Origin of the sequence: Croceicoccus hydrothermalis (assembly GCF_022378335.1) — a bacterium.
GTDB classification, from domain to species: Bacteria; Pseudomonadota; Alphaproteobacteria; order Sphingomonadales; family Sphingomonadaceae; genus Croceicoccus; species Croceicoccus hydrothermalis.
Genome location: NZ_JAIQCI010000004.1, coordinates 136,685 through 162,005 on the forward strand (window position 1 = coordinate 136,685; position 25,321 = coordinate 162,005).

Consider the following 25,321-nt stretch of genomic DNA (forward strand, 5'->3'; position numbering starts at 1 on the left):
CCCCGGCCTGCGCCCGGCCTGCGCGCGCGGCGGCTGCCTGTGGCCCGCCTGCCAGTGCCCTGCCTGCCTGTGTCGCAAATGTCTCCATTCCCGCCGCCATGCCAGCAAACCCGGCCCGCGCCAATCGCGAAGCATGCAACGCAGCGCGGGAACGCACGTCCGATGCGCCCGTTCTTTGCCGCATTGCCATGGTGAAAGAACTGCCTTCATGCCCGATGCTGGGTCCGACACGAAAACCGCCTCCGCGCGCCTGACCGCCGACGTGCCGACCCCCGACCCCGCCCGCGATTTCGGCCTTTGCGAAACCGCCGCCATGCTTGCCGAACGATTGGCGAAGGGCGATGTCTTCATGGCCGCGCGCGACGAACCGCGGGCCCGTGCCATTGCCGCGTGCCTCGATGCGCTGATGCCCGATGCGCTGGTCGCCTTCGTCCCGTCCAGCGACGCGTTACCCGGCGACGATGCCCCCGCCTCCCCCGCCAATGTGGGACAGCGCGTGTCGGCCCTGCGCGCGGTGCATGCCGCGCTCGGCCGCAAGGACCGCCCGGCCATCGCGCTCGTCACCACGGGCGAGGCGCTTGCCCGCGCCTATCCCGCACCCGATGCCTATGGCGCGATGCCGCCCGCGGTGCATGTGGGCGAGGCGCTCGATCTCGACGCGCTGGCGAAGCGATTGCAGGCCATCGGCTACTTCCACGACGAACGCGTGGATGAGCCGGGCGAGGTCGCGCTGCGCGGGCAGGTGCTCGACGTGTTTCCCGCCGATGCCGCGCATCCCCTGCGGATCGAGGCGAAGGACGGCACGGTCGCCGCGATCCATCTCTACGACGCCGGCGATCAGCGCACGATCGAGGATTGCGAGACATGCGAGATCGGCCGCGCCGCCGAACCCGATGGCGATGGCGATCTTGTGCCGCTGCTCGCCCATTTGCCCGATGCGCCGGTCATCCTCGCGGCCGGGGCGGACGAACGGCGGCAACGCTTCCTCGCCCTCGCCGAGGATGCGGCGAACCGGCGGTCGGGCCGCGCGCTGCGCATCGTAACGGGCGATGAGGACTGGACCGCTGCGCTCCAATTCCGTGAAAGCCAGGCCATCGCCCGCCATGGCGAACCGCCGCCGCGCTTCGTCGAGGCGAAACGCACGCAGGCCGCCTTCGACCGCTTCGTAAAGGAAAGGCGCAAGGCGGGCGATCGCATCGTGCTTCTGGGAAGCGCGCGCGATCTGCGCTTCCTGCGCCGCCGCGCGGCCGGGGCGCTCGGCGATATTGGCGAGGCGCAGGACTGGACCGCCGTGCTCGATGCGGAACCGGGCGCGGTCCTTGCCCTTACCGCGCCGGCGGACCGCGGTTTCGTGCGCGACGGTATTTCCGCCGTTGCCGCCGCCGATCTCCTCGGCAGCCGGGCCGACCGGGGTCAGGACAGCGCTGCCCCCTCCTACCGCGAGATTTTCGATTTCGGAGAGATCCGCGTCGGCGATGTCGTCGTCCACGAGGATCACGGCCTGGCGCAGGTGGCCGGACTGCGCACGATGGACGGGATCGAGGGTGCATCGGGCGACGCCATCGCGCTGACCTATGCCGGCGACAATACGCGGCTCGTCCCGGTGGACGAGGCGGATCTCGTCTGGCGCTACGGGGCGGAGGCGGATGCCGTCACGCTGGACCGGCTCGACGGGTCGAGCTGGCTCAAACGCCGGGCGGAAATCGACAAGGCCATCGCCGACAGCGCCCGCACGCTGATCGACATGGCAAAGGCGCGCGAAAATGCCAATGCGCCGGTGCTGGACCCCGATCCCGACGCTTACGAACGCTTTGCCGCCGGGTTCCCCTTTACCGAAACGCCCGATCAGGCCCGCGCGATCGAGGCTGTGCGCGACGATCTCGCCAGCGGCAAGCCGATGGACCGGCTCATCGTCGGCGATGTTGGCTATGGCAAGACGGAGGTCGCCCTGCGCGCTGCGGCCATTGCCGCACTGGCGGGCAAACAGGTCGCCATCGCCGCACCGACGACCGTGCTCGCGCGGCAGCATCTGGAGGAGTTTCGCGCCCGTTTCGCCGGCACCGGCATCGAGGTCGCAGGTCTGTCGCGCCTGTCCACCGCCGCCGAGAAGAAGGCGGTGAAGGCAGGGTTGAAGGACGGCAGCATCGCCATCGTCGTCGGCACCGGCGCGGTCGCGGGCAAGGGCGTCGAATATGCCGATCTCGCTCTCGTCATCATCGACGAGGAGCAGCGTTTCGGCACGAAGGACAAGAACGCCCTGCGCGAATTGAGCGCGGGCCACGCGCTCTCGCTTTCCGCAACGCCCATTCCCCGCACGCTGCAAACCGCGCTTGTCGGGTTACAGCAATTGTCCGTCATCGCCACACCGCCAGCCCGGCGGCAGCCGATCCGCACCGCCGTCGGCGCATTCGACGGCGAACGGGTGCGCAGCGCGCTGCTCCGCGAAAAGGCGCGCGGCGGACAAAGCTTTGTCGTGGTGCCCCGGATCGAGGATATGGAACCGCTCTCGGCAAAGCTTGAACGGCTGGTCCCCGAATTGTCGGTCGTGACCGCGCATGGCAAGATGAAGGCCGGCGACATCGACGAGGCCATGGTCGGCTTTGCCCGCGGTGAGGGCGACGTGCTGCTCGCCACCAATATCATCGAGGCGGGGCTGGACGTGCCGCGCGCCAATACGATGATCATCTGGCGCGCCGACCGTTTCGGCCTGTCGCAATTGCATCAGCTGCGCGGCCGGGTCGGGCGGGCCAGCCGGCGCGGCAATGTCATGCTATTGACCGATCCGGATGCAGAGATCGCGCCCGCGACGCTGAAACGGCTCCGCACGCTGGAGGCGTTCGACAGGCTTGGCGCAGGCTTTGCCATATCGGCGCGCGATCTCGACATGCGGGGGGCCGGCGATCTTCTGGGCGAGGCGCAGGCCGGGCACATGAAGCTGATCGGGATCGATCTCTATCAATTCCTGCTCGAATCCGCCTTGCGTACCGCGCGGGGCGAAACCGTCGAACGCTGGGCACCGGAACTCAATCTCGGCGTGGAGGGGCGCCTGCCCGCCGAATGGATCCCGGACGAGGAAATTCGCGTGACGCTTTACGCGCGGCTGGCGCGGATCGGCGATACCATCGGGCTGGATGCTTTCGTCGCCGAGCTGGAGGACAGGTTCGGCGCGCTGCCCGAGGCGGCGGCGACGCTGATCGCGGTGGCCCGCATCCGGGTGGAGGCGCGCGCCGCCGCCATCGCCCGCATCGACGCCGGACCTGCTGCGATCGCACTCACCCCCCGTGACGAATTCGGCGGGGATGCAAAGGCGGCGGGGCTGAAGAAAAAGGACGACCGCCTGATCCTTGCCGAGAGGATCGAGGACGAGATGGAACGGCTCGACCGGATCGCCGCGCTAGTGGGGGAGTTGACCTAGGCGAAGGACACGCCCCCTCCTCTCAGAAGCTCAGTCTGCCGATGGCGCCGCCGATCATGACGCCGGCGGCGAAAAGCATGATACCCACGGCAAAGGCGATGAGAACACGTTCGCCGCTGCTGCGCGTCTTCAGGAACATGGCGACCGGATCGCGCTCCGAAAAGTTTGCTGACGATTTCTTGCCGATGTCGTCGGGCTGGTTTGTGCATGTTTCATCGGTCATGACGTGCATCCTACCGCGCGCCGATACCCATCGCAAAGACACACGGGCTACGGCCATGCCGCAAGGGTGAGGCGTATGGCCCCGTGGGCAGGGAGGCGCCTCATGGCGCGGGCGCGCAATCCTTCTGCCCGATGATCTTCGAAATCTTGTTTCCCACCTCATACAGTGTCGCAAGAAGCCGGTTGATCTGTGACACAGACGACGCCAGTTCCGGCCCGTAACGCGACACCAGATATTCCCGCCTCTCCACCAGGTCGCACAGATGTGCGGCGGTCCTGGCCCTCAACACCAAGCCGCATTGGATGGCGAGCTCTTTCTTTTTGGCGAGATCATGCTGCGTGCCTCGCACCTCGGCCGGGCTGTGTCCCCCATTCAGCAGGAGCGCGTTCAGATAGAGTTCGATCGCCTGTATCGCGACCAGCCGCATCGGTGCATGCGAAATGGGCTTCCCCCGCGTTCCGCTTGGCCGAAGTATGGAGGCCGCTTTGCGATATTCGTCGGCGAGAGCCTGAATTTCCTGAACGGAGGCCAGCGCGCCGGGGTAAAGGACTTCGTTTACCATGGCGAAACATTGGCGGACCAATTGCAAACAATCGGTTACCGTCTCGCATGGCGATGAAAACGCGTTCTACACCGCCTGCGCCGCGGCCATGCCGCTGGCCCAGGCCCATTGGAAATTATACCCGCCGAGCCAGCCTGTGACATCCACCGCCTCGCCAATGGCATAGAGGCCCGGAACCCGGCGCGATTCCATGGTTTTCGACGACAACTCGCCGCACGCGATGCCGCCCACGGTGACCTCCGCTTTGGCAAAACCCTCGGTCCCGTTGGGGGCAAAGCGCCAGTCGCGCAGCCGCGCCTGCGCGACCTGCAGCGCCTTGTCCGGCATATTGCCCAACTCGCGCGGGGCGTCGATCCGGTCGGCCAGCGTATCGGCCAGCCGCGCCGGCAGATGTTCGCGCAGCATCATGCGCAGCGTCGCACGCGGATGCTCCCGCTTGGCCGCAAGGAGCCAGTCCGCCCCCGCATCGGGCAGGAAATCCACCCCGACCGTATCGCCATGGCGCCAGTAGGACGACACCTGCAATATCGCCGGGCCGGACAGGCCGCGATGGGTGAAGAGCGCCGCCTCCCGGAAACGCGCCTTGCCTGCCGTCGCCGACACTTCGGTCGAAACGCCCGACAATTCGCGGAACAGCACCTGCTCCCCACCGAGCGTCAACGGCACCAGCGCCGGGCGCGGCTCCACGATCTTCATCCCGAATTGCCGGGCAAGATCATAGGCGAACCCGCTCGCGCCAAGCTTGGGAATGGACGGCCCGCCGGTCGCGATCACCAGCGATGGCGCGCGATACGCCCCGCCCCCCGTCGCCACCGTGAAACGCGCATCGGCATGCGACACGGCCGTTACCGGCGCGCCGCAATGCACATCGACCGCGCCGCCCATGGCGCCCGCCTTCGCACATTCGGCGAGGAGCAGGTCCACGATCTGCTGCGCCGATCCGTCGCAGAACAGCTGCCCCAGCGTCTTTTCATGCCAGGCGATGCCATGGCTTTCGACCAGCGCGAGGAAATCGGCGGCGGTATAGCGTGACAGCGCGCTTTTCGCGAAATGCGGGTTGGAGGAAAGGTAACGGTCGGGCGCAGCGTCGATATTGGTGAAGTTGCACCGCCCGCCACCGGAAATGAGGATTTTCTTCCCCACCCGGTCGCCATGTTCGATGACGGCGACACGCCGGCCGCGCTGCCCGGCGAAGGCGGCGCACATCAGCCCCGCCGCCCCGCCGCCCAGCACTATCGCATCGTAGTCGCGCGCGTCTTGTGCGCTCACACCATCTCGAATGCCATGGCGGTCGCCTCGCCGCCGCCGATGCAGATGCTGGCGATGCCGCGCTTCTTCTCACGGTTCTGCAACGCGCCCAGCAGGGTGGCGATGATGCGCGTGCCCGACGCGCCGATCGGGTGGCCCAGCGCACAGGCGCCGCCATTCACGTTCAGCTTGTCACGCGGAATGCCCAGTTCCTTTTCCGCGATCAGCGCGACCACGGCAAAGGCCTCGTTCACCTCGAACAGATCGACGTCGTCCATGGTCCAGCCGATCTTTTCCATCAGCTTGCGCGTGGCATGGACAGGTGCGGTGGTGAACCATTCCGGCTCGTGCGCATGGCTGGCATGGCCAACGACGCGCGCCACCTGCGTCATGCCCATGGCCTCGGCCGTGCTGGCCCGCGTCATGACGAGAGCGGCCGCGCCATCGGAAATGGAGGAGGCATTCGCCGCCGTCACCGTGCCGCCGTCGCGGAACGCGGCCTTGAGCTTGGAAATGCGCGTCTCGTCGGCCTTGAACGGCTGCTCGTCGGTTTCGACGACGGTTTCGCCCTTGCGCGTCTTGACCGTCACGGGCGTGATTTCGCGGTCGAACGAACCATCCCCGCAGGCCTTTTTCGCGCGGGTCAGCGAGGAAATCGCATATTCGTCCTGCGTTTCCCGCGTGAACTGGTATTTTTCGGCGGCATCCTCGGCAAAGGTGCCCATCAACCGGCCGGTGTCATACGCATCCTCCAGCCCGTCGAGGAACATGGAGTCCTTCACCACGTCATGGCCGGCCCGCGCGCCGCCGCGATGCTTGGGCAGGATATAGGGCGCGCCGGTCATGCTCTCCATCCCGCCGGCGACGATGACCTGCGCGCTGCCCGCCCTCAGCGCGTCATGCGCCATGATCGCGGTCTGCATGCCCGAACCGCACATCTTGTTCACCGTGCTCGCCGGGACATGGGTGCCAAGGCCCGCATGGATCGCCGCCTGCCGCGCCGGCGCCTGGCCCAGCCCGGCGGGCAGGACGCAGCCCATGATGACCTGATCGACGCTTTCGCCCTCGATCCCGGCGCGTTCGACGGCGGCGCGTACCGCCGCGGCGCCGAGGTCGGTGGCCTTCATCCCGCCCAGGCTTCCCTGCAATCCGCCCATTGGCGTGCGGGCGTAGCTGGCGATGACGATGGGGTCGTTCCGGTCTTGGTCGGTCATGGTATCAAACCTCGTGTCTGGTGTCCGCTCGCACGCGGGCGAGCCGATGGGGTTGGAGCCTCAGATAGGAAGCCGGCTGGTCAGTTTAACCCGCCGCATGGCAAAGCTGGAATTTACCGACGAGACGCCCGGCAGATGGACCAGCGTTTTCTTGAGATATCGTTCATACTCCTCGATCGAGCCGGTTATCACGCGCAGCACGTAATCGCTTTCACCGCCCAACAGGAAACATTCGACGATATTGGGCAGGCTCTGCACGGCACTTTCGAACGCGTCGAGCGTTTCCCCGTCATGCCGCGACAATCGTATATTGGCAAACACATCGACGCCAAGCCCGAGTTTGCGCTCGTCCAGAAGAAGGCTGCGTCCGCGAATCACGCCGTCTTCTTCCATGCGCTTCAACCGGCGCCAGCACGGCGTATGCGACAGGCCGACGCGTTCGGACAGGGCATTGATCGACAGGTCGGGGTCGGCCTGCAACGTTCGCAATATCTTCCAGTCGGTCTCATCCATGATGGCGCGCCCTGCATCATGTTGCGTTGCAGCGCAATGCGTTTGATGTTTGGCGTCTCTTATTGGGATATATTTCTCCCACCCCGGAATTATGGGGCAAAGAAAGGGAAGATATACCGGAAATTGCCGTGTAATTTTTTCGCAAAGCACGCGCCCTGTGGCCCGCCCCGGGCCGGCGCGCGCGCATAGCCGCAAGGATGCCGATTTTGCCCGATTCGAACCTGTCCAAATCCAACCTTCCGCCACTCAGCCTCTATATCCCGGAACCGCCTGCGCGGCCCGGTGAGGAGGTCAGCTTTGCCCATGTCGACCGCGGCGAACCGGGCGCGGTGCGCCGCCCCGACAGCGCCGAGACGGAAAAGGAGATGCGCGATCTTCCCTACAAGCTGATCCGCGTACTGGACGATGATGGCAATGCGGTGGGGCCGTGGAACCCGATGCTGGGCGCCGACACGCTGATCAAGGGGTTGCGCGCGATGATGCTGTCGCGCGTGTTCGACGACCGTCTGTTCCGCGCGCACCGTCAGGGCAAGACCAGCTTCTACATGAAGAGCACGGGCGAGGAGGCGATTTCGGCGGCGCAATCGCTGGCGCTGGACAAGGGGGACATGTTCTTCCCCACCTATCGCGCGCTCGCCTGGTTGCATGCACGCAACTATCCGTTGACCACGCTGTGCAATCAGATCTTCTCCAATGCGGAGGACCCGCTGGCGGGCAAGCAATTGCCGATTCTGATGTCGGCGCGCGATTACGATTTCTATTCCATCTCCGGCAATCTGGGCGTGCGTTTCGCCCATGCGGTCGGCTGGGGCATGGCGTCGGCGTACAAGGGTGGGCGCAAGATTTCGCTCGGCTATGTCGGAGACGGCACCACGGCGGATGGCGATTTCCACGAGGCGATGACCTTTGCCGGCGTGTTCAAGGCGCCGACGATCCTGTGCATCACCAATAATCAGTGGGCGATTTCCAGCTTCGCCGGGTTCGCGCAGGCGGAACAGACGCCGTTCGCGGCCAAGGCGCTGGCCTATGGCATGCCGGGGCTGAAGGTGGACGGCAATGATTTCCTCGCCGTGTGGGGCGCGACGCAATGGGCCGCCGAACGCGCGCGGACCAACAATGGCCCGACGCTGATCGAATTCTATACCTATCGGGCGGAGGGGCATTCCACCTCCGACGATCCGACCAAATACCGGCCCAAGGACGAAGCGTCGAAATGGCCGCTCGGCGATCCTGTGGAGCGGTTGAAGGACCACCTCATCGGCCTTGGCGAATGGGACGAGGAACGCCACGCCGCCCTGGTCGAGGAATTGAAGGAAAAGGTCCGCGTCGCGGTCAAGGAAGCGGAAAAGATCGGCACGCTGGGTCAGTCGAAGCCGCCCATCGACGAAATGTTCGAGGATGTGTTCGAGGAAATGGACTGGCGCCTGAAGGAGCAGAAGCGCGAACTCCTGCATCGCCGCGGGCTTGAAGGAAAGAAAGGCTGACCATGGCCAGCAAACGCATGAACATGATCCAGGCGCTCAATTCCGCGCTGGACGTAAAGATGGGTCAGGACGAGGACGTGCTCGTCTTCGGCGAGGATGTCGGATATTTTGGCGGCGTTTTCCGCGTGACCGAGAAATTGCAGGAAAAGCACGGGCTGCAACGTTGCTTCGACGCGCCACTGACCGAGGGCGGCATCATCGGTGCGGCGATCGGCATGGGGGCATACGGCCTGCGCCCGGTCCCCGAAATCCAGTTCGCCGATTACATCCTGCCCGCCTATGATCAGCTGGTGAGCGAGGCGGCGCGGCTGCGCTATCGCTCCAACGGCGAATTCTGGGCGCCGATCACCGTGCGCACCCCCTATGGCGGCGGCATTTTCGGCGGGCAGACCCACAGCCAGTCGCCCGAGGCGATCTTTGCCCATGTGACGGGCTTGAAGGTCGTGATCCCGTCGAACCCGTATGATGCGAAGGGATTGCTCATTTCCTCGATCGAATGCGACGATCCGGTCGTGTTCCTGGAACCCAAGCGCCTGTATAACGGCCCGTTCTACGGCCGTCCGGACGAGGAATTGAAGACCTGGGCCAATTCGGACCATGTCGGCGCCGATGTGCCGGAGGGGCATTACGAGGTGCCACTAGGCCGCGCCGCCATCGTGCGCGAGGGGACCGAGGCGACCGTGCTCGCCTATGGCACCATGGTCCATGTCGCGGAGGCGGGCATCCTCGATTCCGGTGTCGATGCGGAATTGATCGATCTGCGCTCCATCGTGCCGCTCGACATCGATGCGATCACCGCGTCGGTGCGGAAAACAGGCCGCTGCATCATCCTGCACGAAGCGTCGCGCTATGCAGGGTTCGGCGGGGAATTGTCGGCCTTGGTACAGGAGCGCTGCTTCGACTATCTGCGCGCGCCGATCGCGCGGGTGTGCGGGTACGACATGCCCTATCCCCATGCCTTTGAATGGGATTATTTCCCCGGACCGGTGCGCCTGTCCGAAGCCCTCAAATCCGCCGTGGAGTATCGCTGATGGGTCGTTACAAGTTCCGCCTGCCCGACATTGGCGAAGGTGTGGCCGAGGCCGAGATCGTCGAATGGCACGTAAAGCCGGGTGACGAGATCGCCGAGGACGATCCGCTGTGCGACGTGATGACCGACAAGGCGACGGTCGACATGACCACGCCGGTCGGCGGCAGGATCCTTTCCATCAGCGGCGAGGTCGGCGAGATGAAGGCGGTCGGCAGCGTGCTGGTCGAGATGGAGATCGAGGGCGCGGGCAATGCCGATGACGATGCGCCCGCCGAAACCGATGCCGGCGATGATGTGCCGCAGGCGGGCGACCCCGCCCCCGAACCCGCGCCGAAGGCACCGGCGCAGGCCCCGAAGCCGAACCCGGCCCCCGCGCCCGCACCCACCCCGGCACCCCGCGCGAAGGTAACCCCCGCCCCGACGAGTTCGAGCGGGAAACCGAATTTCGCGCTCGCCGCGCCGGCCACGCGCCGCCGCGCGGCAAAGCTGGGCCTCGATCTCGCCAAGGTGCCGGGCACGGGCCGCAATGGCCGCGTCACGCCCGACGATATCGAGAACTATCTCGGCAGCGGGGGGGACAGCCGTTACACCGTTCGCGACGCGGTCGAGGAAAAGAAGATCATCGGCCTGCGCCGCAAGATCGCCGATCGCATGGCCGAGGCGAAGCGCAACATCCCGCACATCACCTATGTCGAGGAATTCGACCTTACCGAGCTGGAAAAGCTGCGCGCCGCAATGAACGAGGACCGCGAGGAGGGGCAGCCCAAGCTGACCATCCTGCCGTTCTTCGTGCGTGCCCTCGTCCGCGTGCTTCCCGATTTTCCGCAGGTCAACGCGCATTTCGACGATGCTAACGGCATGTTGCAGCAATATGGCGCGGTGCATGTCGGCATCGCGACGGCGACGCCCAACGGATTGATGGTGCCGGTCGTGCGCAATGCCGAAACGCTGACCGTGTGGGAAAGCGCGGAGGCGATCGCGCGGCTTTCCACCGCGGCCCGCGACGGCACCGCGGGGCGGGAGGAATTGTCCGGCTCGACGATCACCATTACCTCGCTCGGCCCGCTGGGCGGGATCACGACGACGCCGATCATCAACCGGCCCGAGGTCGCGATCATCGGCCCGAACAAGCTGGTCGACCGGCCCGTGGTCGAGGGCAGCTTCATGACCGTGCGCAAGATCATGAACGTGTCGTGCGGTTTCGACCACCGGATCATCGACGGATACGAAGCGGCCCTGTTCGTGCAGAGGATGAAGCGTCTGCTCGAACATCCCGCACTGATCTTCATGGATTGAACGCGATAAGCGCCGGGCGCACTTTTCAAATCGCGCCCGGCTCGCTAGGGCCACCGGTGCAACGTTTTTTTCAGGAGCACCGGTTACCTTGTCCAGCCTGATCCTCGTCCGCCACGGCCAGTCGCAGTGGAACCTCGAAAACCGTTTCACCGGATGGTGGGACGTGGACCTCACCGACAAGGGCGAGGCGGAGGCGAAAGCCGCGGGCGAGCTGATGATGGCGAAGGACATGCTGCCGACCGTCGCCTTCACCTCGTTTCAGACGCGGGCGATCCGCACGCTGCATATCGCGCTGCAGGCCGCGGGGCGGCTCTGGATTCCCGAAACGAAGGACTGGCGTTTGAACGAACGCCATTATGGCGGGCTGACCGGGCTGGACAAGAAGGAAACGGCGGAAAAGCATGGCGAGGAGCAGGTGCACGTGTGGCGCCGCAGTTTCGATACCCCGCCCCCGCCGATGGCGCGCGGCGGGCTGTTCGACCTGTCCGCCGACAATCGTTATGCGGGCATCGCCGTGCCCGACGCCGAAAGCCTGAAAGACACGATCGACCGGGTGCTTCCCTATTACCGCGAAAATATCGTGCCGGTGATGGAGGCGGGCGAAACCGTCATCATTTCCGCCCATGGCAACAGCCTGCGTGCGCTGGTCAAGGAATTGTCGGGCATTTCCGATGACGAGATTACCGGCCTCGAAATTCCGACCGGGCAGCCCATCGTCTACCCGGTGGAAAACGGGCGGGTGTCAGGCGAACGCTACTACCTCTCCGACGGCTGAGGCAGGGGCGATGACCGCACCGGTGGCGATCGTGATGGGCAGCCAGTCCGACTGGCCGACGATGAAGCATGCCGCCGACGTGCTGCACGATCTTGCCGTGGACACCGATGTGCGCATCGTGTCGGCGCATCGCACGCCCGAACGCCTGTTCGATTTCGCAAAGGGCGCCGCCGACAATGGGATCAAGGTCATCATCGCGGGCGCGGGCGGGGCGGCGCATCTGCCCGGCATGATCGCGTCGATGACCCATCTCCCCGTGCTGGGCGTGCCGGTGCAATCGCGCGCGCTGTCGGGGCAGGATTCGCTGCTTTCCATCGTGCAGATGCCCGGCGGGGTGCCGGTCGGCACGCTGGCCATCGGCGAGGCCGGGGCCAAGAACGCAGGGCTTCTCGCCGCCTCGATCCTCTCGCTCGGCGATGCGTATCTCGGCGACCGGTTGAAAGCCTGGCGCCAGATGCAGAGCGACGCCGTCCAGGAGCGTCCGACCGATGCGGGATAGGCGCGTGGCCATCGCGCCGGGTGCGACGATCGGCATGCTGGGCGGTGGGCAGCTTGGCCGCATGATGGGCGTCGCCGCGGCGCAGCTTGGCTATCGCTGCCATGTCTTCGCGCCCGACGATCCATGCGTGGCGGCCGAAACCTGCGCCCGGTTCACCGCCGCCCCGTTCGAGGATGAGGACGCGCTTGCCGCCTTCATGGGTACGTGCGACGTCGTGACCTACGAGTTCGAGAACGTGCCGGTTGGCCCGCTTGCGGCGGTGGGCGGCGCGCCGTTGCGTGCGCCGGTCCGCGCGCTTGAAATCGCGCAGGATCGCCTGGCGGAAAAGCGTTTCGTGGCCGATCTGGGCGGAACGCCCGCGCCCTTCATGGCCGTCGACGACGAGGCGGATTTCACCCGTGCCATCGAACAGATCGGCACACCCGGCATCGTGAAGACCCGCCGCGACGGCTATGACGGCAAGGGGCAGTGGCGCATCATGTCGCCCCGCGATGCCGAGGATGCGAACCTGCCCGCAGGCACGCCGCTCATCTACGAAGGTTTCGTCGATTTCCTCGCCGAATTCTCGGTCATACTCGTGCGCGGGATGGATGGGGAGATCCGGTACTGGGACAGCGCGGAGAACGAACACAGCAGCGGGGTCCTCGCGCGTTCCACCGTGCCGGCCCGCCCGGACATCGCCGCGCAGGTGCCCGCCGCCCGCGAATTGTCGGCCAAGGTCGCAGAGGCGCTGGGCTATATCGGCGTGCTCACGCTCGAATTCTTTGCGACGGCGCAGGGGCCGGTGTTCAACGAAATGGCCCCGCGGGTGCACAATTCCGGCCACTGGACCATCGAGGGTGCGCGCACGAGCCAGTTCGAGAATCACATTCGCGCGATTTGCGGTCTGCCGCTGGGCGATACGGCGACGATCGTGCCGGGCGTGGTGATGGACAATCTCATCGGCGAACAGGCCAATGGCTGGGCCGAGGTGCTGGCCGACCCTGCGAATCACCTGCATCTTTACGGCAAGGATGTGCGCGAAGGGCGCAAGATGGGCCATGTGACGCGGTTGATCATGGATGCGGCGGCGTGACCGGGCCGGAGCTTTTCCTCGTGGCCGCGCGCGCCGACAACGGGGTGATCGGCATCGACAATCGCCTACCGTGGCATATCCCGGCGGATCTCGCCCGGTTCAAGCGGCTGACCATGGGATCGCCGATGATCATGGGGCGTACGACCTTCGATTCGCTGCCCGGCATATTGCCCGGTCGGCGGCATATCGTCCTCACCCGACAGCATGGCTGGCAGGCCGAGGATGACGATGTGGAGGTGGTCCACGATCTCGACGCCGCGATCCACCGCGCCAATGCCGCGCGCATCGCGGTGATCGGCGGGGCGGAAGTGTTCGCAGAGGTCATGCCGCGCGCCCGCCGGATCGAGCTGACCGAGGTGCATGCCGATTTTTCCGGCGACACCCATATGGACGCGCCCGACCCCGCCGTGTGGGAGGAAACCGCGCGCGAGGATCATCCCGCCGAAGGGAAACGCCCGGCCTATAGCTTCGTCACCCTGAAACGCCGGGGTTGAGCGGTTCGCCCCGTTCCTGCAAAGACGCGCGATGATCCGCCTCGACGCCCGTGAACCTATGCCCGACGCGCTTGCCGGCGCGACGATGGCGCTCGGCAATTTCGATGGGGTGCATTCGGGCCACAAGGCCGTGATCGGCGCCGCCATCGCCGATGCGCGCGCCCATGGCCGCCCGGCCATCGTCGCCACCTTCGATCCGCATCCGGTCCGCTATTTCAAGCCGGACACGCCGCCTTTCCGCCTGACCACACTGGATCAGCGGCAGGAGCTTTTCGCAAGCCTGGGCGCCGATGCCATGGTGGTCTTCGCCTTTGACCGGACGCTGGCCACGACCTCGGCCGAAGAATTCGTGGCCGACCTGCTCGCCACCCGCCTTGCCGCCAAATGCGTCGTTACCGGCAGCGATTTCACCTTTGGCAAGGGGCGGCGCGGCGATGTTGCGGCCTTGCGCTCGCTCGGCGCTGAAAAATCCATGGACGCGATCACCGTGGACCCCGTCACCAATGGCGAACAGATCGTGTCGTCGAGCCGCATACGCGAGGCGCTGACCGCCGGCGATCCGCAACTGGCCGCGCGGCTGCTCACCCGTCCGTTCGCCGTTCGCGGCATCGTGCGGCACGGGGACAAGGTGGGGCGCACCATCGGCTATCCCACCGCCAATCTCGAGCTCGGGCAATATCTGCGTCCGCGATACGGAATTTACGCGGTCACCGGGCGGCTCCCCGACGGGCGCGTGTTGCAGGGTGCGGCGAATGTCGGCATCCGCCCCAGCTTCGACCCGCCGAAGGAATTGCTCGAGCCGTATTTCTTCGATTTCGCCGAAGATCTCTACGATCAGGAGATCGAGGTCGCCTTTCACCATTTCCTCCGGCCGGAGGCGAAGTTCGACGATCTCGACGCATTGATGGCGCAAATGGCGAAGGATTGCGACCGGGCGCGGGTCTTGTTGAACGGGTGAAGCGGGCCGCGACGTCGAACCGGCTTTATCCGCGCGCCATTTCGGTTTAACGCGCCGGGCGATGACCGAAAAGCGCGACTATAAAGACACGGTGTTCCTGCCGAAGACCGATTTCCCCATGAAGGCCGGCCTTCCGCAAAAGGAGCCGGGCATTCTGGCCGGATGGCAGGGTGCGAATCTCTACGACACATTGCGCGATGCGCGGCGCGGGCGGGAAAAGTTCATCCTGCACGACGGCCCGCCCTATGCGAACGGGGACATGCATATCGGCCATGCGCTGAACCATGTGCTCAAAGACATGGTCGTGCGCACGCAGACGCTGCTGGGCAAGGACGCGCCCTATGTGCCGGGCTGGGACTGCCACGGGCTCCCGATCGAGTGGAAGGTCGAGGAGCAGTATCGCAAGAAGAAGAAGAACAAGGACGACGTTCCGCGCAAGGAATTTCGCGCCGAATGCCGCGCCTATGCGCAGCATTGGGTCGATGTGCAGCGCGATCAGCTCAAACGGCTGGGCACCATGGCAGATTGGGACAAGCCCTATCTCACCATGGATTACGACGCCGAGGCGACGATCGTCACCGAGCTGCTGAAATTTGCCGAATCGGGGCAATTGTACCGCGGCGCGAAGCCGGTGATGTGGTCGCCTGTCGAAAAGACCGCGCTGGCCGAGGCGGAGGTGGAGTACGAGGACATCACCTCGACGCAGATCGACGTGGCGTTCGAGATTGTCGAATCGCCGGTGGCGGAACTGGTCGGTGCTCATGCGGTGATCTGGACGACGACGCCCTGGACGATTCCGGTGAACCAGGCGCTCGCCTATGGGCCGGATATTGAGTATGTGCTTTACAACGTTTCGCATGCTGGCTCATCAACTGGAATCGGAGGTGATGAGCAGCGGGCGCATGATGAGGCAGCCATGCGGGCGCATCCGTGGCACGGCGTCGAGCAGATTTTGGTTGCAAAGGCGCTGAAAGCTGAATTGGAAGAGCGTTCTTCGCAGAACGTGAACAACGACACCTCCATCAACGTATACCTCGATGAGGTTTTGGTGCTGAAAGGCGCAGACCTCGCCGGCACCAAGGTCCGCCACCCCATGCACCATCTCGGCGGGTTCTATGCCGAGCCGCGCCCGATGCTGCCCGGTGATTTCGTCACGACGGATTCCGGCACCGGGCTCGTCCACATGTCGCCCGACCATGGCGAGGACGATTTCGAGCTGTGCAAGGCATACGGCATCAACCCGAAATTCGTGGTGGAGGCCGATGGCCGCTATCGCGAGGACTGGCTCTGGCTGCCGCGCACGGACGAGCGCAGCGCATCGGTCATCAATCCGAAGTTCAACGCCCCCGACGGCCCGATCTGTTCAGACCTGCGCGATGCGGGCGCGCTGCTGTCGGTCGGCAGTTACGAGCATTCCTACCCGCATAGCTGGCGGTCGAAGGCGAAGATCATCTATCGCTGCACGCCGCAATGGTTCGTGCCGATGGACAGGGAACGGGCCGACGGCACCACGCTGCGCGCCACCGCGCTGACCGCATTGGACGATACGCGTTTCGTTCCGGCGAAGGGTCGTAACCGCATCGGTTCGATGGTCGCCAACCGGCCCGATTGGGTGCTGTCGCGTCAACGTGCGTGGGGCGTGCCGATCACGCTGTTCGTCAATCGCGAAACCGGCGAATATCTCGTCGATCCGGCGGTCAATGCGCGCATTGTCGCCGCCATTCGCGAAAACGGCGTCGATGGCTGGGACGAGGAAAACGCCGCCGCGCTGCTCGGCCCCGATTACGATCTCGACGATTACGAGCGGGTCACCGACATTCTCGACGTGTGGTTCGACAGCGGGTGCACCCATTCCTTCGTCCTGGAATCGGGCAAATGGCCGGATCTCACCTGGCCCGCCGATCTCTATCTGGAAGGCAGCGACCAGCATCGCGGCTGGTTTCAATCGTCCCTGCTCGAAAGCTGCGGCACGCGGGGCCGCGCGCCCTATGACGCGGTGCTGACCCATGGCTTTACCATGGATGGCAAGGGCGAGAAGATGTCGAAGTCGAAGGGCAACACGATCAGCCCGCTCGACCTGATGCGCGATTACGGCGCCGACATCATCCGATTGTGGGCGCTTTCGGTCGATTATACCGAGGATCACCGCATCGGTCCCGAAATCCTGAAGGGTGTCGGGGATCAGTATCGCCGCCTGCGCAACACGTTCCGCTACCTGCTCGGTGCATTGTCCGATTATGCGGAGGAGGAGGCGCTGCCGGTTTCCGAATTGCCGGAGCTGGAACGCTACGTGCTTGCGCTGCTGGCGAAGCTGGATGCGAAGATGCGCTGCGCAGTCGATGATTTCGAGTTCAACGACTACAACCGGGCGCTGGTCGATTTCTGTAACGAGGATCTGTCCGCGTTCTTCTTCGATATTCGCAAGGACAGCCTGTATTGCGATGCGCCGACCGACACGCGGCGCCGCGCCTATCGCACCGTGCTGGACATGCTGTTCCACGCGCTGGTGCGCTATGCCGCGCCGGTGCTGGTCTTCACGGCGGAGGAGGTGTGGCAGACCCGCTTCCCCGACGGGGACAGCGTGCATCTGCTCGAATGGCCCGAAATCGATCCGGCATGGCACGATGCCGCGCTATGCGAGCGCTGGGCCGCGTTGCGCGAATTGCGGGAGGACGTGAACGAGGCGATCGAACCGCTCCGGCGGGAAAAGACCATCCGATCCAGCCTCGCCGCAGAGGTCCGCGTGCCCGCCGATCAGGTGCCCGCCGGATTCGACGATGGCGATCTTGCCGAATTGTTCATCACCGCGACAGTGGAACGCGGGCAGGACGACGCTGTGCAGATCACGCCCACCGACATGGCCAAATGCGGCCGTTGCTGGCGCCATCTTCCCGATGTGGCGGACGACGGCGACCTTTGCGCGCGCTGTGACCATGTGGTCAGCGATACGGAGGATGCCGCGTGACACATACGCCTGCGCAGCCTGTCTGGCGCCATCGGACCACCGGGCTTGCCATCGCGGGCGGCATCGCACTCGCCGATCAGCTGGTGAAGCTCTGGCTGCTCGGCCCGATGCGGCTGCGCGAACGCGGGGTGATCGACATCGTGTCGTTCTTCGACCTGCGCTATGCCGAAAATCGCGGCATATCCTATGGTTTCCTGACCGCCGACAGCCTGGAGAGCCGGATCCTGCTGTTCGGGCTTACGGGGTTGATCGCGCTTGGCGTGCTGATCTGGATGCTGCGGGAAAAGCGGTTCGGCGATATCGTTGCGCTGGCGCTCGTGCTCGGCGGGGCGGTCGGCAATATCATTGACCGGCTGCGCTTTACCTTCGTGGTCGATTATGCCGATCTGCACTTCGGCACGTTTCGCCCCTTTGCCATTTTCAACCTTGCCGATGCGGCGATTACAGGCGGCGTGGTCTTGCTGCTCGCCCGCTCGCTGCTGATACGGGACAAGGCCGAGGACAGCGCGGCGGCCGCATGACGGATCGCCGCACCCGTTATTCACAACTGGCCGCCACGGCCCGGAGACGACACCCAATGCGTAAATTTTCCGCTCTCGCCGTTCTGGCCGCGCTGCCCATGCTGGGCGGTTGCGGCGCCGGACTGAACCTGTTCGACCGCGATGCCCCGGACGAGATGATCGTCGCGCGACAGGCACCGTTGGCGCTGCCGCCGGATTTCACGCTGACCCCGCCCGAACCCGGCGCCCCCCGCCCGCAGGACCCGTCGAGCAGTCAGCAGGCATTGGAAGCTATGTTCGGCGGCCCGGCGAGCCGGAGCGGCGTGGAAAGCACGGCGATCTCGCGCGCGGGCGCGTCCGATGCGGGCATCCGTTCCTCGGTCGGGGATACGGCCACGAACACGGTCGACAAGGGTGTCGTCACCCGCGACATCATCGCCGCGCCGCAGGGCGACGGCAGCGAGGCACAGGCGGTCATTCCCGAAGGCTGATGACGGCGGCGAACGGTTCGGCGGTGGCTCCGCCGGACCTCAGGCCTCGGCCGGATCGCCGTCCGTCATCGCGTCGGGCGGCGTGGGCACCTCGCGGCCGACCAGAAGCTTGTCGATACGGCGTCCATCCATGTCGACGATTTCGAATCGCCAGCCCTGATCGGTGAAATATTCGCCTTCGGTCGGCAGGCGTTTCATCACCCAGAGCGTGAACCCGGCCAGCGTCGCGAATTCGCGGTCCTCCGGCACCTCGATGCCGAGATATTCGGGCAGGCGATCCACCGGCAACGCGCCGGACAGCAGCAGCGAACCGTCCTCGCGCTCCACCACCATCGGATCGTCGCCTTCGTCGGCATGGCTGACGAAATGCCCGACCAGCGCGGACAGAAGGTCGGCCGGCGTCACGATCCCCTCGAACTGTCCATATTCGTCGTGCACCAGCGCCATGGCGACATCGCCGCGCTGCATGATGCGCAGCGCGTCGAGCGCATCGACCTGGTCCGGGATCACCTCCGCCTTGCGCATGATGCGGGAGATATTGGGGCGGCGCCCTTTCATCAGAACGGCCATCGCCTCGCGCACCTTGATGACGCCGATGATGTTTTCCACCGACCCCTGCCCCACCGGGAGCAGCGAATGCGGGGATCTGTTGATGACGGCGCGCAGATCGTCGATGCTCGCCCGCCGGTCGACCCAGTCGATCTCGGTCCGGGGCGTCATCAGCTCGCGCACCGGACGGTCCGACAGGCGGAGCACCTCCGACATGATGGTGCGCTCGGCTTCCTCGATCGCGCCGGACCGTGTCGCCTCCGATATGATGAGGTGAAGCTCGTCCGCGGTGACACCCGATTCGCCGCTCCCGCGCAGGCCGAGCAGACGCAGCAGCACGTCGGTCGAACGGTCGAGCAACCAGACCAGAGGCAATGCGATCCGCGCCAGCAGCGACATCAGCGGCGCGGTCAGCATCGCGATCCGTTCCCGCCCGCGCAGTGCGATCTGTTTCGGGACAAGTTCGCCCACGATCAGGCTGAGATAGGTGGTGACCGCGATGACGAGGATGAAGCCCGCCTCGTCCGCGATATCCGCCGGAATGCCGAGCCGGGCCAGCCGCTCGCCCACCGGGTCGCCAAGGCTTGCGCCGGAATAGGCGCCCGCGACGATCCCGATCAGCGTGATGCCGATCTGCACCGTGGACAGGAACTTACCCGAATCATTGGCCAGCGAAAGCGCGATGCGCGCCGACTTGCTGCCCTCCTGCGCCATTCGGCCGAGCCGGGCCGGCCGCGCCGACACGATCGCGAGTTCCGACATGGAGAACACACCGTTGAGCACGATCAGCCCGACGATGATGAGAAGATCAGTCCAGGGGAAGGGGGACAAGCCGGGCGCCTTTGGCCAGAACGGGGATGAAGGTCTGAATGGGGATGATAGCGCCCTTTCCCCCCGCCCGGCAAGCGCCGCGATAGCGTGGGCGATACGGAACCGGCGCCACGTCCCGCGCGTTATGAAATCCAACAGTCGCCCGAAACCAGATTTCGAATATGTTGTCCGTAAACCGCCCGGCGCGTCTAAAGAGGATATTTTTCATGGCCAAACGCTATTTCACCACCGCCATTGCCGCCGTGTCGCTGATCGGCCTGTCCGGCTGTGTCACCGATCCCAACACCGGGGAGCAGAAGGTGTCGCGCACCGTTCTGGGCACCGCCGGCGGCGCGGCCGCGGGCTATCTGCTTGGCGGGATCATCGGCGGCAAGACGGCGCGCATCATCGGCGCGGGCGTGGGCGGCGTGGCCGCCGGCGCGGTCGGCTACACCATGGATCAGCAGATCAAGGAATTGCGCGAACAGACCGCCGGCACCGGCGTCGACGTGCGCGAGGATGGCGATTCGATCCTCGTCAACCTGCCGAACGGCGTGACCTTCCCGGTCGACAGCTACACCATCCAGCCGCAGTTCCGCAGCACGCTCGATTCGATCGCGCAATCGCTGCGCACCTATCCCAACAGCCTGATCGACGTATACGGCTATACCGATTCGACCGGGTCCGACAGCTACAACCTGCAATTGTCGAAGCAGCGCGCCGAGGCCGTTGCCAATTACCTCATTCAGCAGGGCGTGCCGGCCGCGCGCATCGCATCGCAGGGGTTCGGTGAGACGAATTTCGTCGCATCGAACGATACAGAGGCCGGCCGTGCGCAAAATCGCCGCGTCGAACTCAAGATCATCCCGATCAGCCAAGACGAGGTGAACGCCGCGCGCAACTGATCCTTGCGCGATTCGCGTTCATGAAGGGCGGGCCCCGGCGGACAGCCGGTCGGCCCGCTCCTTTATATGGGCGAGCGCGGGGGCATGAATGCCGGGCGCGGTGACCAGCGCACCGAACGCGCGGGGATCACGCTTGTTATAGGCGAAGGGCTGGCCAAAGGCGTCGGTGACGATCGCGCCCGCCTCTCTCGCGATGAGCCCGGCCGCGCCGATGTCCCATTCGTAACCCCAGCGCAGCGTGGCCACGAGATCCGCCTCCCCCGCCGCGACCATCGCGATGCGCAGTGCGATGCTGTTGGGCTTGTCAACCATGGTGAAGATCCGGTCGACTTTCGGCAGCGCATCGACGGGAACCCGCGCGCCCACAAGCGATTCGCGCCGCCGCGCGCGCAGGGCGGCGCCATTGCGCGTCGCGCCCTGCCCCGCCGCCGCCGACCATGATTCGCCGCGCGCCGGGGCCTGCAACCGGGCGAGGAGCGAGCGCCCCGCGCTGACCAAAGCCACGGAAATGGCCCAGCCCGTCCGCCCGCGCAGGAAATCGCGCGTGCCGTCGATCGGATCGACCAGCCAGATCAGACCGTCCGCGATACGATCGGGCGCGTCCGCCGTCTCCTCCGAAAGCCAGCCGGCGGCGGGAAGCAGGCGCGACAATTTTTCCCGCAGAAAGGCATTCACGGCGATATCGGCGGCGCAAACCGGCGTATTGTCTGCCTTTTCCCAGCGTTCCGGCGCATGGCCCGCCCCCGGCCACATGGCCATGGCGATGTCGCCTGCCTCCTGCATGATCCGGTCCAGGCGTTCCTGGTCGATCATCGCCGCCCGGTATTTGCGTGGGTCATCGTATTCGCGTTCGTCATCAATCGCCCTTTGTCCTTCGGCGCGGAAAATGGCGCCGCCGGCCTTTCACTCTTTGCAATCGCATCGCATTTGCGCATCGCCTCCTCGCCAAAGCGGCAGCAGCCCTTTTCAAGCAGGCAATGCTATGCTTTACGCAAATGCAAAATGCGAGCCATGGCTGCAAAATGCGGGACATGGGTGCAAAAAGCGGGCAACCGCGCCACAAGACTCACTCTAATGATAGGGACCGTCCATGAATATCCATGAATACCAGGCTAAGGAACTGCTCGCGGACTTCGGTGTCGGCATCCCCGCAGGTCATGCGGCACTCACCGTCGAAGAAGCGGTCGAGGCGGCAAAGAAACTGCCCGGACCGCTCTATGTCGTGAAGGCACAGATCCACGCCGGCGGCCGCGGCAAGGGCAAGTTCAAGGAGCTCGGCCCCGATGCGAAGGGCGGCGTCCGCCTCGCCAAGAGCATCGACGAGGTGCGCGCCGATGCGCAGGACATGCTCGGCAACACGCTCGTCACGGTGCAGACCGGCGACGAGGGCAAGCAGGTCAACCGCCTCTACGTCACCGACGGCGTCGACATTGCCGAGGAATACTACCTCGCCCTGCTCGTCGACCGGGCCAGCGGCCAGGTCGCCATGGTCGTGTCGACCGAAGGCGGCATGGATATCGAGGATGTCGCGCATTCGACCCCTGAAAAGATCACCACGATCACCATCGACCCGGCGCAGGGCTTCATGCCGCACCACGGGCGCGCGGTGGCGTTCGCGCTGAAGCTGGACGGCGACCTCAACAAGCAGGCGCAGAAGCTCGCAAAGCAGCTTTACGAGGCGTTCATGGCGCTCGACGGCGAAATGCTCGAAATCAACCCGCTGGTGGAAACCAAGGACGGCAAGCTGCTGGTGCTCGACACCAAGATGAGCTTTGACGGCAATGCGCTCTATCGCCATCCGAAGGTCGAGGAACTGCGCGACGAGACCGAGGAAGACCCCGCCGAGGTCGAGGCGAGCAAGCATGATCTCGCCTATATCAAGCTCGACGGCAATATCGGGTGCATGGTGAACGGCGCGGGCCTCGCCATGGCGACGATGGACATCATCAAGCTCAACGGTGCGTTCCCGGCCAATTTCCTCGACGTCGGCGGCGGCGCCACCACCGAGAAGGTGACCGCGGCGTTCAAGATCATCCTGTCGGATCCGGCGGTCGAGGGCATTCTGGTCAATATCTTCGGCGGGATCATGAAGTGCGACATCATCGCCGATGGCATCGTCGCGGCGGCGAAGGAAGTGAACCTGTCGGTGCCGCTGGTCGTTCGCCTCGAAGGGACGAATGTCGAGAAGGGCAAGGAAATCCTTGAAAATTCCGGCCTTCCCATCGTGTCGGGCGACAATCTGGGCGACGCGGCGGAGAAGATCGTCGCGCAGGTCAAGAAGGCCGCATGAACCATTTGCGGGGCGGTGTGTTATGAACATACCGCCCCTTTGAATTTGAACGAAACTTGGGAGACAAGCGCATGAAGGCTCTCGTACCCGTAAAGCGGGTGATCGATTATAACGTGAAGCCGCGGGTGAAATCCGACGGTTCCGGCGTCGATCTCGCGAATGTGAAGATGAGCATGAACCCCTTCGACGAAATCGCCGTCGAAGAAGCGATCCGCCTGAAGGAAGGCGGCAAGATCGAAGAGATCGTCGCGGTATCCATCGGCCCGGCAAAGGCGCAGGAAACGTTGCGCACCGCACTTGCCATGGGTGCCGACCGGGCGATCCTGGTCGAAACCGATGACGATGTCGAACCGTTGGCGGTGGCCAAGATCCTGAAGGCGATCGCCGCCGAGGAAGAGCCGGGCCTCGTCCTGCTGGGCAAGCAGGCGATCGACGACGATTCCAACCAGACGGGTCAGATGCTCGCCGCGATGATGGAACGGCCGCAGGGCACCTTTGCCAGCAAGGTCGAGATCGACGGCGATGCCGTGACCGTCACGCGCGAAGTGGACGGCGGCCTCGAAACGGTGAAGCTCACGCTTCCCGCCATCGTGACCACCGATCTGCGCCTGAACGAGCCGCGCTATGCCTCCTTGCCGAACATCATGAAGGCGAAGAAGAAGCCGCTCGATACGAAGACGCCCGCCGATTTCGGCGTCGATACCGCGCCGCGCCTCGCCGTGACCAACGTGTCCGAACCGCCCGTTCGCCAGGCCGGTGAAAAGGTCGAGGACGTCGACGCGCTGGTTGCCAAGCTGAAGTCCATGGGAGTTGCGAAATGAATACGCTCGTCCTTGCTGATCATGACAATTCCGAACTGGGCGATGCAACGCTCGCCACCGTCACCGCCGCGGCGAAGCTGGGCGATGTGACCGTCCTGGTCGCGGGTGCCGGTTGCGGCGCCGTCGCCGATGCCGCCGCGCAGGTTGCCGGCGTGACAAAGGTGCTCAAAGCCGACGACGCCGCGTATGAGCATCAGCTCGCCGAGAATGTCGCGCCGCTGATCGCCGGATTGATGGAGGGCTTCGATGCTTTTCTCGCGCCGGCGACCACGACGGGCAAGAATATCGCCCCGCGCGTTGCCGCCATGCTCGACGTGATGCAGATTTCCGACATCCTCTCGGTCGAGGGGGACAAGAGCTTCACCCGTCCGATCTATGCCGGCAACGCCATCGCCACCGTCGAATCGAGCGATCCGAAGCTGGTCATCACCGTTCGCGGCACCGCCTTTGACAAGGCGGACGCGACCGGCGGATCCGCCAGCGTCGAGGATGCGAGCGGTCCGGGCGACGCCGGCGTGTCGAGCTTTGTCGGGCAGCAGCTCGCCGAGAGCGACCGGCCCGAGCTGACCAGCGCGAACATCATCGTGTCGGGCGGCCGCGCGCTGAAGGACGGCGACACCTTCGAAAAGATCATCATGCCGCTCGCCGACAAGCTCGGCGCCGGTGTCGGTGCCAGCCGTGCGGCGGTCGATGCGGGCTATGTCCCCAATGATTATCAGGTCGGTCAGACGGGCAAGATCGTCGCGCCCGAGGTCTATTTCGCGATCGGCATCTCCGGCGCGATTCAGCATCTCGCGGGCATGAAGGATTCCAAAGTCATCGTCGCCATCAACAAGGACGAGGATGCCCCGATCTTTCAGGTAGCGGATATTGGTCTGGTGGCCGATCTGTTCGACGCGGTGCCGGAACTGACCGAAAAGCTATAGTTTCCTGCCGCAAGTGAAAGAAGAAACCCCCGGCCGCGATGTGTGCGTGCCGGGGGTTTTTCATGAAGGCCGACCAATGACGATTCCCTCCCCCTGCCGGAAGGTCTGCACGCTCGACGACGCGGGCGAATGGTGCACGGCTTGCGGACGCACGCTGGACGAAATTACCCGATGGGCGACGCTTGCGCCAAAGGAGCGGAAGGCGATCATGGCGCAATTGCCCGAACGGCTCGACGGCGGGCCGGGAGACCGATCGAGGCCCTGACGCGGGCGCGTCG

Annotated in this window: 24 protein-coding genes; 17 read left to right on the forward strand and 7 right to left on the reverse strand. The window is 65.1% G+C overall.

Annotated elements, in window-relative coordinates:
* Positions 1-208 precede the first annotated feature (208 nt).
* A complete protein-coding gene (locus tag K4G67_RS04755) occupies positions 209-3,415 on the forward strand; it encodes a helicase-related protein (RefSeq protein ID WP_420829989.1) in 3,207 nt (1,068 codons plus the stop codon).
* A 22-nt stretch (positions 3,416-3,437) separates the two neighbouring features.
* On the opposite strand, the gene K4G67_RS04760 is transcribed toward K4G67_RS04755, so the two are convergent.
* The 5 genes from K4G67_RS04760 to K4G67_RS04780 all read right to left on the reverse strand — a co-directional run bounded on the left by K4G67_RS04760 (position 3,438) and on the right by K4G67_RS04780 (position 7,175).
* The gene (locus K4G67_RS04760; protein ID WP_239805235.1) at positions 3,438-3,647 is read right to left on the reverse strand and encodes a hypothetical protein; all 210 of its coding nucleotides are present in this window, start codon (positions 3,645-3,647) and stop codon (positions 3,438-3,440) included.
* A gap of 91 nt (positions 3,648-3,738) precedes the next feature.
* Entirely contained in the window at positions 3,739-4,200 is a 462-nt protein-coding gene (locus K4G67_RS04765) for a hypothetical protein (protein ID WP_239805236.1), read from the reverse strand.
* Positions 4,201-4,266: 66 nt separating this feature from the next.
* Positions 4,267-5,469: a BaiN/RdsA family NAD(P)/FAD-dependent oxidoreductase gene (locus K4G67_RS04770; protein WP_338026391.1), complete on the reverse strand. Its 1,203-nt coding sequence runs from the start codon at positions 5,467-5,469 to the stop codon at positions 4,267-4,269.
* Complete coding sequence (locus tag K4G67_RS04775) at positions 5,466-6,662, reverse strand: acetyl-CoA C-acyltransferase (protein ID WP_239805237.1); 1,197 nt, start codon at positions 6,660-6,662, stop codon at positions 5,466-5,468. The genes K4G67_RS04770 and K4G67_RS04775 overlap by 4 nt, the downstream gene beginning before the upstream one ends.
* 60 nt (positions 6,663-6,722) lie before the next feature.
* Complete coding sequence (locus K4G67_RS04780) at positions 6,723-7,175, reverse strand: Lrp/AsnC family transcriptional regulator (RefSeq protein ID WP_239805238.1); 453 nt, start codon at positions 7,173-7,175, stop codon at positions 6,723-6,725.
* 206 nt (positions 7,176-7,381) lie between these two features.
* On the opposite strand from K4G67_RS04780, the gene K4G67_RS04785 reads away from it, so the two are divergent.
* From K4G67_RS04785 to K4G67_RS04835, 11 genes are all read left to right on the forward strand, one after another.
* On the forward strand, positions 7,382-8,659 hold the full coding sequence (locus tag K4G67_RS04785) for a thiamine pyrophosphate-dependent enzyme (RefSeq protein ID WP_420829990.1): 1,278 nt from the start codon (positions 7,382-7,384) through the stop codon (positions 8,657-8,659).
* Between the two features lie 17 nt (positions 8,660-8,676).
* Positions 8,677-9,690 carry an alpha-ketoacid dehydrogenase subunit beta gene (locus K4G67_RS04790; RefSeq protein WP_239805376.1) on the forward strand — a complete coding sequence of 338 codons (1,014 nt, stop codon included), beginning with the start codon at positions 8,677-8,679 and terminating at the stop codon, positions 9,688-9,690.
* Positions 9,690-10,985 (forward strand): dihydrolipoamide acetyltransferase family protein, encoded by a 1,296-nt coding sequence (locus K4G67_RS04795; RefSeq protein WP_239805240.1) that lies wholly within the window; start codon positions 9,690-9,692, stop codon positions 10,983-10,985. Before K4G67_RS04790 ends, K4G67_RS04795 begins: the two co-directional genes overlap by 1 nt.
* Before the next feature lie 88 nt (positions 10,986-11,073).
* Positions 11,074-11,760, forward strand: a complete 687-nt coding sequence (gene gpmA, locus K4G67_RS04800; protein WP_239805241.1) for a 2,3-diphosphoglycerate-dependent phosphoglycerate mutase — start codon at positions 11,074-11,076, stop codon at positions 11,758-11,760.
* Positions 11,761-11,770: 10 nt separating this feature from the next.
* The gene (purE, locus tag K4G67_RS04805; protein ID WP_239805242.1) at positions 11,771-12,259 is read left to right on the forward strand and encodes a 5-(carboxyamino)imidazole ribonucleotide mutase; all 489 of its coding nucleotides are present in this window, start codon (positions 11,771-11,773) and stop codon (positions 12,257-12,259) included.
* A complete protein-coding gene (locus tag K4G67_RS04810; protein ID WP_239805243.1) occupies positions 12,249-13,334 on the forward strand; it encodes a 5-(carboxyamino)imidazole ribonucleotide synthase in 1,086 nt (361 codons plus the stop codon). The genes purE and K4G67_RS04810 overlap by 11 nt, the downstream gene beginning before the upstream one ends.
* Positions 13,331-13,828, forward strand: a complete 498-nt coding sequence (locus K4G67_RS04815) for a dihydrofolate reductase (RefSeq protein ID WP_239805244.1) — start codon at positions 13,331-13,333, stop codon at positions 13,826-13,828. The genes K4G67_RS04810 and K4G67_RS04815 overlap by 4 nt, the downstream gene beginning before the upstream one ends.
* A 31-nt stretch (positions 13,829-13,859) precedes the next feature.
* Positions 13,860-14,786: a bifunctional riboflavin kinase/FAD synthetase gene (locus tag K4G67_RS04820; protein WP_239805245.1), complete on the forward strand. Its 927-nt coding sequence runs from the start codon at positions 13,860-13,862 to the stop codon at positions 14,784-14,786.
* Between the two features lie 61 nt (positions 14,787-14,847).
* The gene (gene ileS / locus K4G67_RS04825; RefSeq protein WP_239805246.1) at positions 14,848-17,751 is read left to right on the forward strand and encodes an isoleucine--tRNA ligase; all 2,904 of its coding nucleotides are present in this window, start codon (positions 14,848-14,850) and stop codon (positions 17,749-17,751) included.
* The gene (gene lspA / locus K4G67_RS04830) at positions 17,748-18,272 is read left to right on the forward strand and encodes a signal peptidase II (protein WP_239805247.1); all 525 of its coding nucleotides are present in this window, start codon (positions 17,748-17,750) and stop codon (positions 18,270-18,272) included. Before ileS ends, lspA begins: the two co-directional genes overlap by 4 nt.
* A gap of 56 nt (positions 18,273-18,328) precedes the next feature.
* Positions 18,329-18,742, forward strand: coding sequence for a DUF3035 domain-containing protein (locus K4G67_RS04835; RefSeq protein WP_239805248.1), 414 nt, complete (start codon positions 18,329-18,331; stop codon positions 18,740-18,742).
* A 39-nt stretch (positions 18,743-18,781) separates the two neighbouring features.
* Here the strand turns inward: K4G67_RS04835 and K4G67_RS04840 are convergent, their stop codons facing one another.
* Complete coding sequence (locus tag K4G67_RS04840) at positions 18,782-20,122, reverse strand: hemolysin family protein (protein ID WP_239805249.1); 1,341 nt, start codon at positions 20,120-20,122, stop codon at positions 18,782-18,784.
* 206 nt (positions 20,123-20,328) lie between these two features.
* Between K4G67_RS04840 and K4G67_RS04845 the strand changes: the two genes are divergently transcribed.
* On the forward strand, positions 20,329-21,006 hold the full coding sequence (locus K4G67_RS04845) for a YiaD family glycine zipper/OmpA-like lipoprotein (RefSeq protein ID WP_239805250.1): 678 nt from the start codon (positions 20,329-20,331) through the stop codon (positions 21,004-21,006).
* A gap of 18 nt (positions 21,007-21,024) precedes the next feature.
* Here the strand turns inward: K4G67_RS04845 and K4G67_RS04850 are convergent, their stop codons facing one another.
* Complete coding sequence (locus tag K4G67_RS04850; RefSeq protein ID WP_239805251.1) at positions 21,025-21,819, reverse strand: 3'(2'),5'-bisphosphate nucleotidase CysQ; 795 nt, start codon at positions 21,817-21,819, stop codon at positions 21,025-21,027.
* Positions 21,820-22,096: 277 nt separating this feature from the next.
* Here K4G67_RS04850 and sucC point away from each other — a divergent pair, with 277 nt between their 5' ends.
* The 4 genes from sucC (at position 22,097) to K4G67_RS04870 (ending at position 25,308) form a co-directional block, all read left to right on the forward strand.
* On the forward strand, positions 22,097-23,296 hold the full coding sequence (sucC, locus tag K4G67_RS04855; RefSeq protein ID WP_239805252.1) for an ADP-forming succinate--CoA ligase subunit beta: 1,200 nt from the start codon (positions 22,097-22,099) through the stop codon (positions 23,294-23,296).
* A 71-nt stretch (positions 23,297-23,367) separates the two neighbouring features.
* Positions 23,368-24,117, forward strand: a complete 750-nt coding sequence (locus K4G67_RS04860) for an electron transfer flavoprotein subunit beta/FixA family protein (protein WP_239805253.1) — start codon at positions 23,368-23,370, stop codon at positions 24,115-24,117.
* A complete protein-coding gene (locus tag K4G67_RS04865) occupies positions 24,114-25,043 on the forward strand; it encodes an electron transfer flavoprotein subunit alpha/FixB family protein (RefSeq protein WP_239805254.1) in 930 nt (309 codons plus the stop codon). The genes K4G67_RS04860 and K4G67_RS04865 overlap by 4 nt, the downstream gene beginning before the upstream one ends.
* Before the next feature lie 76 nt (positions 25,044-25,119).
* The gene (locus K4G67_RS04870; RefSeq protein ID WP_239805255.1) at positions 25,120-25,308 is read left to right on the forward strand and encodes a DUF1289 domain-containing protein; all 189 of its coding nucleotides are present in this window, start codon (positions 25,120-25,122) and stop codon (positions 25,306-25,308) included.
* The last annotated feature ends 13 nt before the right edge of the window (positions 25,309-25,321 follow it).